Source organism: Marinobacter adhaerens HP15 (assembly GCF_000166295.1).
In the GTDB taxonomy this organism is placed as follows: Bacteria; Pseudomonadota; Gammaproteobacteria; order Pseudomonadales; family Oleiphilaceae; genus Marinobacter; species Marinobacter adhaerens.
On sequence record NC_017506.1, the window covers coordinates 482,585 to 498,301 of the forward strand.

General features: G+C 55.8%; 9 protein-coding genes and 1 pseudogene. 9 read left to right on the top strand and 1 reads right to left on the bottom strand.

The window, feature by feature from the left end:
- Positions 1 to 42: 42 nt before the first annotated feature.
- Positions 43 to 2,571, bottom strand: a complete 2,529-nt coding sequence (locus HP15_RS02370) for a penicillin-binding protein 1A (protein ID WP_041644944.1) — start codon at positions 2,569 to 2,571, stop codon at positions 43 to 45.
- A 195-nt stretch (positions 2,572 to 2,766) separates the two neighbouring features.
- Between HP15_RS02370 and HP15_RS02375 the strand changes: the two are divergent.
- The 9 genes and pseudogenes from HP15_RS02375 (at position 2,767) to gltB (ending at position 15,677) form a co-directional block, all read left to right on the top strand.
- Positions 2,767 to 3,827 (top strand): annotated as a pseudogene (locus HP15_RS02375) (pilus assembly protein PilM).
- Positions 3,827 to 4,393 carry a PilN domain-containing protein gene (locus tag HP15_RS02380; RefSeq protein WP_014576028.1) on the top strand — a complete coding sequence of 189 codons (567 nt, stop codon included), beginning with the start codon at positions 3,827 to 3,829 and terminating at the stop codon, positions 4,391 to 4,393. Before HP15_RS02375 ends, HP15_RS02380 begins: the two are co-directional and overlap by 1 nt.
- Positions 4,390 to 5,001, top strand: a complete 612-nt coding sequence (locus HP15_RS02385; RefSeq protein ID WP_014576029.1) for a type IV pilus inner membrane component PilO — start codon at positions 4,390 to 4,392, stop codon at positions 4,999 to 5,001. The genes HP15_RS02380 and HP15_RS02385 overlap by 4 nt, the downstream gene beginning before the upstream one ends.
- Before the next feature lie 2 nt (positions 5,002 to 5,003).
- Positions 5,004 to 5,552 (top strand): pilus assembly protein PilP, encoded by a 549-nt coding sequence (locus HP15_RS02390; RefSeq protein ID WP_041644945.1) that lies wholly within the window; start codon positions 5,004 to 5,006, stop codon positions 5,550 to 5,552.
- A 65-nt stretch (positions 5,553 to 5,617) separates the two neighbouring features.
- The gene (gene pilQ / locus HP15_RS02395; RefSeq protein WP_014576031.1) at positions 5,618 to 7,684 is read left to right on the top strand and encodes a type IV pilus secretin PilQ; all 2,067 of its coding nucleotides are present in this window, start codon (positions 5,618 to 5,620) and stop codon (positions 7,682 to 7,684) included.
- 136 nt (positions 7,685 to 7,820) lie between these two features.
- Positions 7,821 to 8,387 (top strand): shikimate kinase AroK, encoded by a 567-nt coding sequence (aroK, locus tag HP15_RS02400; protein WP_008170790.1) that lies wholly within the window; start codon positions 7,821 to 7,823, stop codon positions 8,385 to 8,387.
- Positions 8,380 to 9,474 carry a 3-dehydroquinate synthase gene (gene aroB, locus HP15_RS02405; protein ID WP_014576032.1) on the top strand — a complete coding sequence of 365 codons (1,095 nt, stop codon included), beginning with the start codon at positions 8,380 to 8,382 and terminating at the stop codon, positions 9,472 to 9,474. Before aroK ends, aroB begins: the two co-directional genes overlap by 8 nt.
- A 55-nt stretch (positions 9,475 to 9,529) precedes the next feature.
- Positions 9,530 to 11,017 (top strand): SPOR domain-containing protein, encoded by a 1,488-nt coding sequence (locus HP15_RS02410; protein ID WP_014576033.1) that lies wholly within the window; start codon positions 9,530 to 9,532, stop codon positions 11,015 to 11,017.
- A 211-nt stretch (positions 11,018 to 11,228) separates the two neighbouring features.
- Positions 11,229 to 15,677 carry a glutamate synthase large subunit gene (gltB, locus tag HP15_RS02415; RefSeq protein ID WP_014576034.1) on the top strand — a complete coding sequence of 1,483 codons (4,449 nt, stop codon included), beginning with the start codon at positions 11,229 to 11,231 and terminating at the stop codon, positions 15,675 to 15,677.
- The last annotated feature ends 40 nt before the right edge of the window (positions 15,678 to 15,717 follow it).

The following is a 15,717-nucleotide window of genomic DNA, read 5'->3' on the forward strand; positions in this document are numbered from 1 at the left end:
CCGGCGGTGATCCCGCCGGTTTTTTTGTGCCTGCTCCTGATGTCAGAAGATTCGCCTTGACAGGTCGTCTTCCTCGGAGCCTCCATTACGGTCGTTTTCGGTTTCGGGTGTCAGGGGCGGTGGCGCATCCTCTTCCCGGAAGACCTCGAAAATGCCATCCTCGCCTGGCCTTGCGCGCTGTCCGGTTTCGGGGTTGATCCGGATATTGACGATGCCATTGGGTCGAGGCATGAAGGAAGAGGGTGCCCCTTCGAGCGCTACTTCCATATAGTCCAGCCAGATGGGGAGCGCGGTGCTGGCGCCAAACTCGCGTCTGCCCAGAGGTGCCGGTTGGTCGAATCCGACCCAGGTGGTTGTGGCCACTTCGTGATTGAAGCCGGCAAACCAGGTGTCTTTCTGTTCGTTGGTGGTGCCGGTTTTACCGGCGATGTCATCCCGGCCAAGGGCCAGCGCCCTTCTGCCGGTACCGCGACGAATGACGTCCTGCATCATTGAATGCAGAATAAAGACCGAGCGTTCGTCCGCCAGTCTGGGCATAACCCGAACCTCGGGCGAGTCCTCACTTGTTTCAGAGACATTGGCGACGGTGTTTGGCGAGCCTTCTTGCTCGCCCGATGGTTCCTGTGCTGTATCGTCGTCGCAGTCTTTGTCGCATAGAACGGTTTTCGGCGCCTGGTAAATGGTCTCACCGCTAAAGTCAGTGATAGTCTCGATGAGGTAGGGTTCAACGTCGTAGCCTCCGTTGGCAATCACGGCCATGCCTCGGGCAAGTTCCATGGGAGTAAGCTGCCCGCTGCCCAGGGAGAGTGACAGATCGTCCGGCATGTTTTCTACCGGGATTTCCAGTTGTGCCAGGTAATCCAGCGTGTTCTGGATGCCCAGGTCGCGCAGCAGTCGGATTGAGACCAGGTTGCGTGAGCGATAGAGTGCTTCCCGCAGGCGGGTTGGGCCATAGAACTGTCCGGAGGAGTTCTGGGGGCGCCAGGCAGTCTCCAGTTCCGAGTCATCGAAGACGATCGGCGCATCGTTGTAGATGGTCGCCGGTGTCATGCCGCTTTCCAGAGCGCTCAGATAAAGAAAGGGCTTGAAGGTGGAGCCAGGCTGTCGTCTTGCCTGTATGGCACGGTTATATTTGCTCTGACCAAAACTGTAGCCTCCGCTCAGTGCCTCAATGGCGCCGGTTTTGGCTTTCAGTGAAATGAGCGCGCCTTCAACCCTCGGGATTTGAGCAAGCGCAACAGAGGCTTCAGCGAGCTGCTCCGACTGCTCATTCGGGGATTCGTTTCCGTTGGCTTCTGGCTCTGGCGAGGCCGATTCCGGGTTCTGGGCGCGCACATAGATAACGTCGCCGGGAGCCACAACATCGGAGGGCTTCTCAGGCTCAGGGCCTGTGAGATTTTCAGTTTTGTAGCGCCTCGCCCAGGTCATGGTTTCGAAAGCCATGGTGGCGGGGCCGATGTGGCGCGCGTGCACCGCCACTTTGCCGGATTCGTCGTCAACCTCTGTGACGATTGCGGGAAGCAGGGACTCCACGCGAGGGTAGTTCAGGATCAGATCTGATGGCTCACTCTCGGCGAGGGTTTCCTGATCAATCTGCCCAATGGGGCCCCTGAAGCCGTGGCGCCGATCATAGGCTTCAAGGCCGTCTCTTAATGCCTGTGTGGCAACCTGCTGTTTCTTGCCGTCAACTGTGAGGGTGACGGTGTAGCCATCGGTGTAGGCGTCCTCGCCGAACCGCCGAACCATCTCGGATCTCGCCATTTCGGCAACATAGTCGGCGTCGACTTCAGTCTCCGTGCTGTTGTAGCTGGCAGTAATGGGGGCGGAAACAGCAAGTTCGTGGGCATCCGGAGTGATGTATCCCAGGTCGCGCATTCGTCCGAGAATCCAGTTGCGCCGGATCATCGCACGGTCCGGATTGGCCAGGGGGTTGAATGCCGAGGGCGCTTTTGGCAAGCCGGCGAGCATGGCCATTTGGGCCAGGGACAGTTCCGAGACCGGCTTGTTGTAATAAACCTGTGCAGCGGCGGCAATTCCGTAGGCCCGATTGCCCAGATAGATCTTGTTCAGATAGAGCTCGAGAATGCGGTTTTTATCCAGTTCACGTTCGATCTGAAGAGCCAGAAGTATCTCGTTGAACTTCCGGATAAAGGTTCTGTCCCGTGACAAAAAGTAATTTTTTGCAACCTGCATTGTGATGGTACTGCCCCCGGACTGGATCTCGCCGGTAGAGACCAGTTCGATTGCAGCCCGCGCCAGGCCTTTGATGTCGACCCCGAAGTGCTCGTAAAAACGCGAGTCTTCAGCTGCCATAAAGGCTTGTAACTGAATTGTTGGGATCTGTTCGATTGTGATGGGTGCCCTTCTCTTTTCACCGAATTCTGCTATTAATCTGTTGTCTTTGCTATAGACCCGTAATGGCGTCTGAAGCTTGATGTCCAGAAGCTGATGTACCGGCGGAAGGCCAGGGCGAAGGTAAAGATAGAAGCCTGAGGTTACGATAACGGCGACACTCAGTCCGGTAAGAAACAACCAGGCAAAAAGGCGAGATGTGCGCAACAAATGAGACATTTTTTTCTGACAACTGTTGGATATAGGTCTATCATTTGAGAAATTGCTTTAGGATGGAAGAGGTGCTTCACCGCTGCAATAGTTCTCAACTAAAGAAGAACACGCATTGTAGACGGAATGGTGAAGAAATTCTCTTAAATAAAAAACACATAAGTTACGTAACCGGGTGCATCTAACCAGGTATAGGGTGAGCGCGTGTTTGGATTAGGAAAGAAATCCAGTGCAGTGCTGGGCGTGGATATAAGCTCCAGCTCGGTCAAACTTCTGGAGCTATCGAAGCAGGGCGACCGTTATAAGGTCGAAAGCTACGCGGTGGAGCCTTTGCCGGCCAATGCCGTGGTGGAAAAGAACATTACGGACGTAGAAGCTGTGGGCGAGGTAATGAAGCGCGTAGCTTCCAAGTCCCGTTCTGGCGTCAAACAGGTTGCTGTTGCGGTCTCAGGTTCTGCGGTTATTACCAAGCTTATCCAGATGGATGGCGGCCTGAACGAATTCGAGATGGAAGACCAGATTGCCCTTGAGGCCGATCAATATATTCCATACCCGCTGGACGAAGTGGCCATCGATTTCGAAGTTCAGGGACCTTCCGAGAGTAACCCCGACCAGGTGGATGTGCTTCTGGCTGCTTGCCGGAAGGAAAATGTCGACATCCGCGAGGATGCACTCGAGATTGCCTCGCTGACTACCAAGGTGGTTGACGTTGAAGCCTATGCCCTTGAGCGTGCCTATGCACTGATCGAGCCTCAGCTGGACTCTCAGGGAGAAGAGCTGGTGGTAGCGATCGTGGACATTGGCGCGACCATGACCACGCTGAGTGTTCTGGCCGGTGGTAAGACCGTTTACACGCGAGAGCAGATTTTCGGTGGCAAACAGCTGACCGAGGAAATCCAGCGCCGATACGGTTTGTCGCTCGAGGAAGCCGGTCTTGCGAAAAAGCAGGGCGGACTACCTGACGATTACGAGTCAGAAGTGCTTACGCCGTTCCGCGAGGCTGTCGTGCAGCAGGTTGCCCGCGCGCTTCAGTTCTTCTTTGGTGCCAGTCAATACAATGCCGTCGATTACGTGGTTCTGGCCGGGGGCACGGCCTCGATTCAGGGGCTCACTGAAATGGTCGAAGAAAAAACGGGAACGCCGACCATGGTCGCGAATCCTTTTGCAGACATGGCGGTAGGTTCAAAGGTGAACGCGTCGGCACTGAGTAATGATGCGCCTTCCCTGAGATTGCCTGCGGCCTGGCAATGAGGAGCTTCGACTGATGGCAAAGATTAACCTACGACCGTGGCGCGAAGAGCTTCGCGCCGAGAAACAGAAACAGTTCGTGGTCATGATTCTGGGCGCAGCGATCATTGCTGGCGGCCTGGTCTTCCTCTGGAAAACCGATATGGATAGCCGGATTGCCTACCAGCAGTCCCGCAACGCCTACCTCGAAACAGCGACCAAAAATCTGGATGAACAGATCAAGGAGATTGAGGACCTAAAGCGGAAAAGGGATGAACTTCTTGCCCGAATGCAGGTTATTCAGGACCTACAGGGCAAGCGCCCCGTTATTGTGCGCGTTTTCGACGAATTGGTCAGGACTTTACCTGATGGGCTTTTTTATACGGACCTCAAGCGAACTGGTGATCAAATTGACATCGTGGGAATGTCTGAATCCAACAGTCGTGTATCTACGTTGATGCGTCAGTTTGAAGAATCAGACTGGTTCACGGATCCGGATCTGTCCAATGTGTCCGCTGCTGAGAGTCGCCGCGCGGGGTATAGTCAATTCAATCTTTCAGTCCAACAAAAAACTCCTGAGCCTGAAGGGGAGGATGGTCAATGAGCCTCGCCGACTCACTTAAAAGTCTCAATGAATTCGATATCAATGATCTTGACGTAAATAATGCGGGCATTTGGCCGGCACCAATCAAGGCCATTGTTGTGCTTATCGTGTTTGCTCTTATAGCTGGCGGGGGCTACTGGTTTTTCGTGAAAGATCAGTATGTCCAACTCGAGCGTGTGGAAAAAACCGAACAGGATCTAAGGAAAAAATACGAGGAGAAAGCTTACCAGGTGGCAAACTTGGAGGTCTTCAAAGCTCAAATGGCAGAAATGGAAGAAACCTTCGGCGCGTTGGTGAGGCAGCTTCCAAGTGAAACTGAGGTCCCTGGCTTGTTGGAAGATATAACCAACACGGCTTTAGGGAATGGGCTTTCTCTTCAGGAGGTGGCTCTTCAGCCTGAGCAGCGTCGTGATTTCTATTCAGAGTTGCCGATAAATATTCGTGTGACTGGCTCTTATCATGAGCTTGCCTCTTTTGTCAGTAGTGTCGCAAGCCTGCCCAGGATCGTTACACTGCATGATTTAACCATTAAACCAACAGGCGGAGATGGAGAGCGACTTGACATGCAAGTTGTAGCTCGTACTTACCGCTACCGGGCTGGAGAGTGAGCATGACAGTAAAGCATGCGATAAGAGCCTGGCTGGGTGTTTGTCTGGTCTCCTTGCTGACGGCCTGTTCCCAGGGCAGCGGTTTTTCAGATCTTGATCAGTTCATGGCCGAGACCCGGGCAAAACCGAGAGGGTATGTTGAGCCCTTGCCGGAGTTCAAGGCTTACGAAGCTTTCAGTTATTCAGCTGCGGATCGTCGTGCCCCATTTGAGCCGCCAATCGATGTTCAATTGACCATGGTAGATGAGCGGCCTGTCAGCGATGTTGAACCCGATCTGGATCGGCCTCGAGAAGTTCTGGAGAATTTTGACCTGAAAGCGCTTCAAATGGTCGGTACTCTTCAAGGGGCATCCGGTAACCTGTTTGCTCTCATTGAGGACGATACGGGCGGCATACACAGAGTGCGTACCGGCAATTACATGGGTCAAAACTACGGTCGCATTGTGGCCGTCAGTGAAACAAGAATTGAGCTAATTGAAATCGTTCCCAATGGCCGGGGTGGCTGGGTCGAGCGTCCTCGCTCCCTGACCCTGGATGAAGGCGCAGGCTAAGGAGCGGCTGGATGAAAGTTGAAAGAAACATGCACGTACAAAAAAGTTTAGGGTCGAGGCTAGCGATGTTCAGAAAACTCAATGTATACGTCAGCGTGATTGCTTTTGGGTTGTTATCCGGCCTGGCCAACGCGGTCACGCTGGAAGACGTGTCGTTTTCGTCGCTACCAGGCGAGCGGCTTGAGGTGACACTGCAATTTGATGGGGCGCCACCGGAACCCTCTGGTTATACCATTGAGCGCCCCGCTCGAATCGCGGTGGATCTTCGGGATACGACCAGTGGTCTTGATAGCCGAAGCGTGCCTTTGGGGTCGGGTAATGCCCAGAGCATGACCGTGGTCGAGACCAAGGATCGAACGCGGTTGATTTTCAACCTTGTCGAGCTGGTTCCCTATGACACAGTTCGTTCTGGTAACTCCCTGATCATGACGATTGGTGGGCAGTCTGAGGGTGTTGTTGCGAGCCCCTCAACCTCCGTTTCGCAGAGCAGTGGAACAACCAGCGCGGCGCCTTCTGATGCTCTTGCCGGGGTCGATTTCCGTCGCGGCAAAGACGGCGAAGGCCGAGTGCTGGTGGATCTTGGCAGCTCCAGCACGCCGGTCGACCTGACAGAACGTGCCGGCAGAATTCGTCTTACGATGGATGGTATTTCTGTGCCTGCCGATCTGCGTCGCCGGCTCGACGTGACGGATTTCGCCACGCCGGTTACTCGCATTGACACCTTTGTGGAAGATGGCAATGCCGTTGTCGAGATCAGCCCTGAGGGTAACTACGACTACATTGCCTACCAGTCTGGCAGCCAGTTTACCGTCAGCGTCGAGGAGCTAAGCCAGGAAGAGGCCGAATCCCGCCGGGAAGAGAAGTTCCCGTATACCGGCGACAAGCTCTCCCTGAACTTCCAGGACATCGAAGTTCGCTCAGTGCTTCAGCTTATCGCCGACTTCACCGGATTGAACCTCGTGGCCAGTGACACTGTCGGCGGCAGCATCACTCTGCGCCTTCAGAATGTGCCCTGGGACCAGGCACTTGATCTGATTCTGAAGACAAAAGGTCTTGATAAGCGTCAGATCGGTAACGTTTTGCTCGTCGCGCCTGCAGATGAGATCGCAGCTAGGGAGAAGCTTGAGCTTGAAACTAGCAAGCAGATTGCTGAGTTGGCTCCTGTGCGCCTCGATATCGTTCAGGTCAACTATGCCAAGGCGGCTGATATTGTTGCTTTGATTAAGGAAGATGAGGAACTGATTTCTGATCGGGGTTTTGTGTCCTCTGATGTTAGAACGAACACGATCAGTGTCAGGGAGACCGCGGAAAAGTTGGAGGAAATTCGCAGGCTGGTTTCAACCTGGGATGTTCCTGTGCGTCAAGTCTCTATCGAGGCTCGTATAGTGCGGGCTCAAACGAATGTTGCCGAGAACCTGGGTGTTCGATGGGGTGGTGCTGCCTACGATGTGAGTGGCGATAACGTGTTTACAGTCGGTGGTTCCCAGGGATCGCTGCAGGAGGCTCGTGACGCAGCTGCCGGGAATAGCAACACGATTTCTTTCCCGGGAGCTCTTGCGGTTGATCTTGGTGTTAGTGGTGAGGGTACCTCCTCCTTTGCCATTGGATGGGGTAGTGACAACTTCCTCGTTGATCTGGAGTTATCCGCTTTGGAAAGCGATGGCCAGGCCGAGGTTGTTTCTCAGCCTAGGGTCGTTACTGCTGATCGCCAAACAGCATCTATCAAATCAGGTGAGGAAATCCCTTACCAAGAGGCAACTTCCAGTGGCGCGACCAATATAGAATTTAAAGAAGCGGTTCTTTCACTGGAAGTCACACCTCAAATCACGCCTGACGACAAAATCATTATGGACTTGGTAGTAAACCAGGATTCCAGAGGTGAAGTTACGGCTGGCATTCCGTCTATCAATACGAACTCTGTTACTACACAGGTTCTGGTTGGTAACGGCGAGACAGTAGTTCTGGGTGGTATTTTCCAGTCTGAGGTTGCGACTCAAACGACCAAGACGCCGTTCCTTGGAGATATCCCTTACCTGGGCCGTATCTTCAAGCGCACTGAGCACCTTGACGAGCGTAGCGAACTGTTGATCTTCATTACGCCGAAGATCATCAAGAACGATCTGCTTCGTTAATCTGTGCAGTAAAAAAGCCGCCGCTTAAAACCGGCGGCTTTTTTGTGCGCGAAATTGGCCCGAGACGGCTCCTGAACTTATGCAATCACGGGCCCTGTGATATTCTCACCCGCCTGAACAAAACTGAGCGGAAGTTATGTCTTTGCCGAAACGCGTTGTCCTGGTTGGCCCCATGGGAGCAGGGAAAAGCACGATTGGCCGGATGCTCGCCAAAGAGCTCGGCTATCGTTTTCTTGATTCTGATCGCATCATTGAAGAGCGGTGCGGGGCTAACATTCCGTGGATTTTTGATGTTGAGGGCGAGGATGGATTCCGTTTGCGGGAAACAGCCATGCTGGACGAGTTGTCCCACGAGGACCGAACCGTGCTGGCTACTGGTGGCGGAGCTGTGATGCGCCAGGAAAACCACCCGATTCTCAAGAGAGATGCAACGGTCATCTATCTGAAAACATCCATAGAGCAGCAGGTAGAGCGAACACGCAAGGACCGCAATCGGCCTTTGCTACAGAACGACGACCCTGAGGCGGTCTTGCGGAAACTTTTCTCAATCCGCGATCCGCTGTATTCAGGTCTCGCGGACATCATCATGTTCACGGACAGAAAGAGTCCCCGGCTGGTGGTACGTCAGCTGGTCAATCGGCTGAACCCGAAAACGCCGCGTCACAAAAGGCAGATACGTAAGGAAGGTCGCAACCATGTCTAATCGGTATCGGGAGCTCTCGGTAGAGCTCGGTGAACGCAGCTACCCCATATTTATCGGTGAGGGTCTTCTCGGCACTCAGGATCTATCAGCTTTTGTTTCCGGGGCGCAGGTCATGATCGTCACCAATGAGACTGTGGCACCACTCTATCTTGAGCGGGCGAAAGCCTGCTTTCCGGGGAAGCGGGTTGATACCGTCGTACTTCCGGATGGCGAGAAGTTCAAGGATTGGCAGACTCTTAACAGCATCTTTGACGGTCTCCTTGAACATCGCCACACCCGAAAAACCACTCTGGTTGCCCTCGGTGGAGGTGTGGTCGGGGATATGGCTGGTTTTGCAGCAGCCTGTTATCAACGTGGTGTGCCGTTCATCCAGATTCCAACGACGCTGCTTTCCCAGGTCGACTCTTCTGTAGGTGGGAAAACCGGCATCAATCACCCGCTTGGCAAGAACATGATTGGGGCTTTCCATCAGCCGCAAGCGGTGTTGATAGACACGGCAAGTCTACAGACTTTGCCCGCCAGAGAGGTGTCAGCGGGGCTGGCGGAAGTTATCAAATATGGGCTGATCCGGGATCAGGGCTTTCTTGGCTGGCTTGAAGAGCACATGGATGCATTGGTCAGTCTTGATCCGGAGGCGCTGGCAGAAGCCATCTTCAGGTCCTGCGCTTGCAAGGCCGAAATTGTTGCACTCGACGAGCGCGAAGGTGGCATCAGGGCGATTCTGAATCTTGGTCACACCTTCGGCCACGCGATCGAAACCTATGCCGGTTACGGCAACTGGCTGCACGGGGAAGCAGTAGGCACCGGTATGCTGATGGCCGCCGAATTATCCGCGCTTGAAGGGATGATCAGCCGTGACGATTGTGATCGTATAAACCGACTGATCCTCCGGGCCGGTTTACCGGATAAGCCCCCGGTTGCAATGACGGCCGATGATTTTATGGGTCTGATGGCTGTCGACAAGAAGAACGTGGATGGCCTTTTGAGGCTGATCCTGCTTCGTTCGGTTGGAGACGCCGTGGTCACATCCGAAGCGAGTCCTGAAAACCTTGCTCTCACCTTTGCACGTTTTTGCAGCTCGACATGATGACGGCCCGAAGGCATCAATGATTTGGTAGCGGACCAGAAGACAAGGAAGACCCGTGACTGAAGAAAGCTTGAACAGTCTTGATGGCGGAGGCCTGTTCCCCAGGTTGCAGCAGCGCTACAGCCTCCGTGCCAACCCGCTGGAAATGGAGACGCCGTTCTTTCCGGATGCCATGCGTCATCACGCTCTGGAAGCGTTGCGCCATCTATGCGGCTTCGGTGATATGGCTCTGTTATTGACCGGAGCTGCTGGCTCGGGCAAAACCCGAATACTGGCGGAGCTGGTCCGCAGCGAATCATCCAGACTCGACTTTCACCGTATACCGGCGGCAGCGCTGACCAGCGCCCAGGCCCTTGCCCGGGACCTGAAAGCGGTTTCCCGCTCAAATCTCGGCCCGGAAGACAGCCCCCGAGACCTGGTTTATGGCTTTTTCAAGTGGTCTGAATCGCGGGTCCGAAAGGGCCAGCGTATCGTCCTTTTGATTGACGATGCCGACCGGGCGCCGACGGAGTTGCTAAGGCTTATCCTGTCCGCCTATCTGGCTTCAGAGCGTGGCTCTTCTGCCGTTCCGGTGTTTGCCGGAACGGATAGCCTGGTCCAGTCGATGGGCCTGGGTGATGCGAGCACAAGTGTCCACCAGATACATCTGCGGCCTCTCACCAGGGATGAAATCGTTGCCTATCTGGAACCACGGGTTCACGCTGCCGGCGGCAAGGCAGGGGAACTTCTGAGTCCGGCCCGGGTCTCCAAAATTCACGCCCTGAGTCAGGGTAGCTTTGCGCGACTCAAGCGTGTGACTCCGGGCGTTTGGCTGGACATGGTGGCCTCGCCGAGTGTCGATCGCCCTAAGCAGGTTCCGTGGAAGCGGTTCCTTTTGCCCGGGCTGGCCCTTGTGCTCCTTGCGGGCTCCTGGTGGTTTGTGTCGCGCCAGTATGATGAATCCGTGGCCGGCGAAACTGTAAAAGCACCGGAGCCGGTGAGAAAGAGTATAACCATTGGGCCTGAAACAGAGAATTCAGTGCCATCCCCGGAAGAGCCGTCGCAGGACCAGCCTGCCGTGGAGCCTGAAACGGTATTGACAGAGCCGGTAACCGAGCCGGAAGCTGATCAGCCAGAGCCAGAGCCAGAGCCAGAGCCAGAGCCAGAGCCAGAGCCAGAGCCAGAGCCAGAGCCAGAGCCAGAGCCAGAGCCAGAGCCAGAGCCAGAGCCAGAGCCAGAGCCAGAGCCAGAGCCAGAGGCCGCGCCGAGCTTCACTCCAGCAAACCCGGCGTATTTTTCGGCGATTGATCAGGTTCGGGCGCGTGGAGGCTGGACCATTCAACTGGTGGCCGGCAATCTTGAACAGACCGCTCTGAACGTTATTTCCCGCTATTCACAGCTTGGTGATCTGGTCTACACCCGCGGGGAAAGGCAAGGCCAGCCCTGGTTTATGGTATTCTATGGGGAGTTTCCTACCCGGGAGGCGGCCAATGCCGCGGCAGCTGGTTTGCCAGAGGAGCTGGCTTCCAGGTCACCCTGGGTGCGTCCGGTCGACAATTTATAGCGCCGCTGTTTCGGCGCTAACTCGTTGTTCCATAACCTTGTCGACTGGTAATCCCGGTTTCGGCTTCCCACAATAATGTCACGCCGATTTGAGTACGTATTTCTACGTGTGTAAAATAGCCAGCCCCCATTTTCAGTGTCGAAGGGTGGTTGTTTGGCTGTGCGCCAATTAACTCTTTGATTGAAAAGCATTTCTACGCGAGAGAACGCTTATGATGACAGGTTTGTATCATCCCGATGAATTCAGGGACAACTGCGGATTCGGTCTGATTGCCCACATGAAGGGCGAGGCCAGCCACAAGTTGTTGCAAACTGCCATCGAGTCTCTGACCTGCATGACCCACCGAGGTGGTATCGCTGCAGACGGAAAGACCGGCGATGGTTGTGGCCTTCTGATCCAGAGCCCGGATGGCTTTCTGAAAAAAGCCGCCAAGGCAGCGTTTGGTAAGGAGCCGGGTGATCTTTTTGCTGTCGGCCAGGTCTTCCTGAACCCCGACGAAGCCAAGGCTTCGGCTGGTCGTGCGGCCATTGAGAAACGGTTGACCGAGCAGGGCCTGGAGATTCTCGGCTGGCGCGAAGTGCCGGTCGATGACAGCTGTCTCGGTCCTATGGCGCTTGATTGCCTGCCCCGTATCGAGCAGGTCTTCGTGGTGCCTGGTGGCAAGGCGGAGCGTGATTTTGCGATCAGTCTGTTCGTGGGCCGTCGCCATGCCGAAAGCGATATGGCCGACGATCCCGAGTTCTACATCTGCAGTCTGTCACACCGCACCCTGGCCTATAAGGGCCTGATGATGCCGGCAGATCTGGCCAACTTCTACAAGGATCTGGGTGACCCCGATCTCGAGACCGCCATCTGTGTTTTCCATCAGCGGTTCTCCACCAACACCATGCCACGCTGGCCGCTGGCCCAGCCGTTCCGGTATCTGGCTCACAACGGTGAGATCAACACCATTGACGGCAACCGTAACTGGGCCATCGCCCGGGCCGCCAAGTTCAGCTCTCCGGAATTGCCGGATCTGCAGACCCTGCAGCCTCTGGTGAACCTCACCGGTTCTGACTCATCAAGCATGGACAACATGCTGGAAGTGCTGCTTGCCGGCGGCGTTGACCTGTTCCGCGCGGTCCGCATGATGATTCCGCCAGCCTGGCAGAATGTCGATAGCATGGATTCAGAGCTGCGTGCGTTTTACGAGTACAACTCCATGCACATGGAGCCCTGGGATGGTCCTGCCGGTCTGGTCATGACGGACGGCCGCTATGCCGTCTGTATGCTCGACAGGAATGGTCTGCGCCCGGCCCGGTGGGTCATCACCAAGGATGATTTCATCACGCTGGCCTCAGAGATCGGAACTTACGGTTATCAGCCGGACGATGTGATAGCCAAAGGCCGTGTCGGGCCGGGTCAGATGCTGGCGATCGACACAGAGTCCGGTGAAGTCCTGCACACCAAGGACATTGATCAGCGTCTCAAGACCGCTCAGCCCTACAAGCGCTGGCTGCGGGAAAACGCTCTCCGCGTCGAGACCACTCTGAATCAGGACACCCCGGATTTCAGGCTGATGGATTCCGACGAGCTTCTGGTGCACCAGAAGATGTTCATGGTCTCCTTCGAAGAGCGTGACCAGGTATTGCGTCCGCTTGCGGAGAACGGCCAGGAAGCGGTTGGATCCATGGGCGACGATACCCCAATGGCCGTGCTCTCGAGCAAGGTACGCCACGTGGCGGACTACTTCCGGCAGAAGTTCGCCCAGGTGACCAACCCGGCGATTGACCCTCTGCGTGAGTCGATTGTCATGTCCCTGGAGACCTGTCTGGGTGCCGAGCGCAACGTATTCGAGGAAACCGCCGATCACGCAGACCGCATTATTCTGACGACACCGGTTCTGTCGCCTGCCAAGTTCCTCAAGATTGCCAACAATGAGCGCCCGGGTTTCGAGGTCGCGCGTATTTCCATGAGCTACCGCCCGGAACAGGGATTGGAGCAGGCGATTCGCCAGGTTTGTGAGGAAGCGGAACAGGCGGTCCGGGATGGTAAGGTGCTGCTGATCCTCACCGACAAAGATTTGAAGGAAGGTGAACTGCCGGTCAATGCCCTGATGGCAACCGGTGCGGTCCACCACCATCTGGTGAAGAAAGGACTGCGCTGCGATTCCAACATCGTTGTTGAAACCGGTTGGGCTCGCGATCCTCATCATTTCGCCGTGCTCTTCGGTTTTGGTGCAACGGCGGTCTACCCGTACCTGGCTTACCAGGTTCTGAACGACCTGATCCGTACCGGCGAACTGCTGATGGATCCGATCGATGCCAAGAATAACTACCGTAAGGGCATCAACAAAGGGTTGCTGAAGATACTGTCGAAGATGGGAATTTCCACCATCACTTCCTATCGTGGCGCCCAGCTGTTTGAGGCGGTCGGTCTGGCCGATGATGTCGTTGACCTGTGCTTCAAGGGTGTGCCCAGCCGAATTCAGGGTGCCGGGTTCTATGACTTCCAGCAGGACCAGGAGCAACTGGCGTCTGTGGCCTGGAAACCGCGCAAGCCCATCATTCAGGGTGGTCTTCTGAAGTATGTCCATGGCCAGGAGTACCATGCCTTCAACCCGGATGTGGTCGGCAAGCTCCAGGAGGCGGTCACCAGTGGCGACTATGGCCACTACAAGGAATACGCGGGTCTGGTTAACGAGCGTCCGGTTGCGACGCTCCGTGACCTTCTTGTCTTCCGGAAAGACATCAAGCCGATTGATATTTCGGAAGTAGAGCCGGTTGAAAACATCTTCCCTCGCTTTGATTCGGCCGGGATGTCACTTGGTGCCCTGTCACCCGAGGCCCACGAAGCCTTGGCGGTGGCCATGAATACCCTGGGCAGCCGGTCCAATTCGGGCGAGGGCGGTGAAGATCCCGCTCGCTATGGCACTGAAAAACGCTCGAAAATCAAACAGATCGCGTCCGGACGTTTTGGCGTTACAGCCGAATATCTGCGTAGTGCGGATGTCATGCAGATCAAGGTGGCCCAAGGTGCCAAGCCGGGCGAAGGCGGCCAGTTGCCCGGTGGCAAGGTCAATGAACTGATCGCCCGCCTGCGTTATTCGGTCCCGGGCGTAACGCTGATTTCACCGCCGCCGCATCACGATATCTATTCCATCGAGGATCTGGCCCAGCTGATTTTCGACCTCAAACAGGTCAATCCGCAGGCTCTGGTGTCTGTGAAGCTGGTCTCTGAGCCCGGCGTCGGTACGATTGCCGCAGGTGTGGCCAAGGCGTACGCCGACCTGATCACGGTGTCCGGGTACGATGGCGGTACAGCGGCGAGCCCGCTGACGTCGATCCGCTACGCCGGTTCTCCCTGGGAGCTGGGGCTTACCGAAACCCAGCAGGCGCTGCGAGCCAATGACCTGCGTGGCAAGATTCGCCTGCAGACTGATGGCGGCCTGAAAACAGGTCTGGACGTGGTAAAAGGGGCGATCCTTGGTGCCGAGAGCTTCGGTTTCGGTACCACCCCGATGGTGGCGCTGGGCTGCAAATACCTGCGTATTTGTCACCTGAACAACTGCGCGACCGGTGTGGCTACCCAGAACGACCACCTCCGTGAAGAGCACTTCAAGGGCACGGTGGAAATGGCGATGAATTTCTTCCGCTTCGTGGCCGAAGAGACCCGGGAGTGGATGGCCAAACTGGGCGTGCGTACCCTGGAAGAGCTTGTGGGTCGCGTTGACCTGCTGGAGCGCCTGCCCGGTGATACCGAACGTCAGAAGAAACTGGATCTGAGTCGCCTGCTGTCTAACGACCATATTCCTGCAGACAAGCCGCAGACCTGTCAGGTCGAACGGAATCACCCGTTTGATGAGGGCAGGCTCGCGGAACAGATGGTTCAGGATACCGCTGCGGCGATCAAAGAGAAGAGTGGAGGCGCGTGGTCCTATCGAGTCACCAACTGTGATCGCTCTATTGGCGCCCGCCTCTCTGGCGAAATCGCCCAGATCCATGGTAACCAGGGTATGGTGGATGCACCGATCACCCTGGACCTGACCGGTACCGCTGGCCAGAGTTTTGGTGTCTGGAACGTGGGTGGTCTCAACCTGATCCTTGAAGGGGATGCCAACGACTACGTCGGTAAGGGCATGACCGGTGGCAAGCTGGTTGTGAAGCCGCCCCGCGGCAGCGCGTTCAAGACTCAGGAAACCTCTATCGTCGGCAATACCTGTCTCTACGGCGCAACCGGCGGCAAACTCTTTGCTGCCGGAACCGCGGGTGAGCGATTTGCAGTTCGTAATTCCGGTGCCCATGCCGTTGTGGAAGGCGCCGGAGACCATTGCTGTGAATACATGACCGGTGGTCTGGTGACGGTGCTGGGCTCTACTGGCCACAACTTCGGTGCTGGTATGACTGGTGGCTTTGCTTACGTCATGGATATCAACAACACGTTCGTGGACAAATACAACCACGAGCTGGTGGAAATTCAGCGGATTTCCAGCGAGGACATGGAGTCCTACCGCAATCACCTGCGTGGTGTTATCCGGGAGCACATCTCGGAAACCGGCAGTGAGTGGGCAGAGCACATTCTTGAGAATTTCGACGACTACATTGGCCGCTTCTGGCTGGTGAAACCCAAGGCTGCGAATCTGCGCAGTCTGTTGGCCAGCACCCGGGCGCGTCCGGAATAAGAGGCTGAGAGGGTTTGGGGCGAGCAGCCTGGCTGCCGCC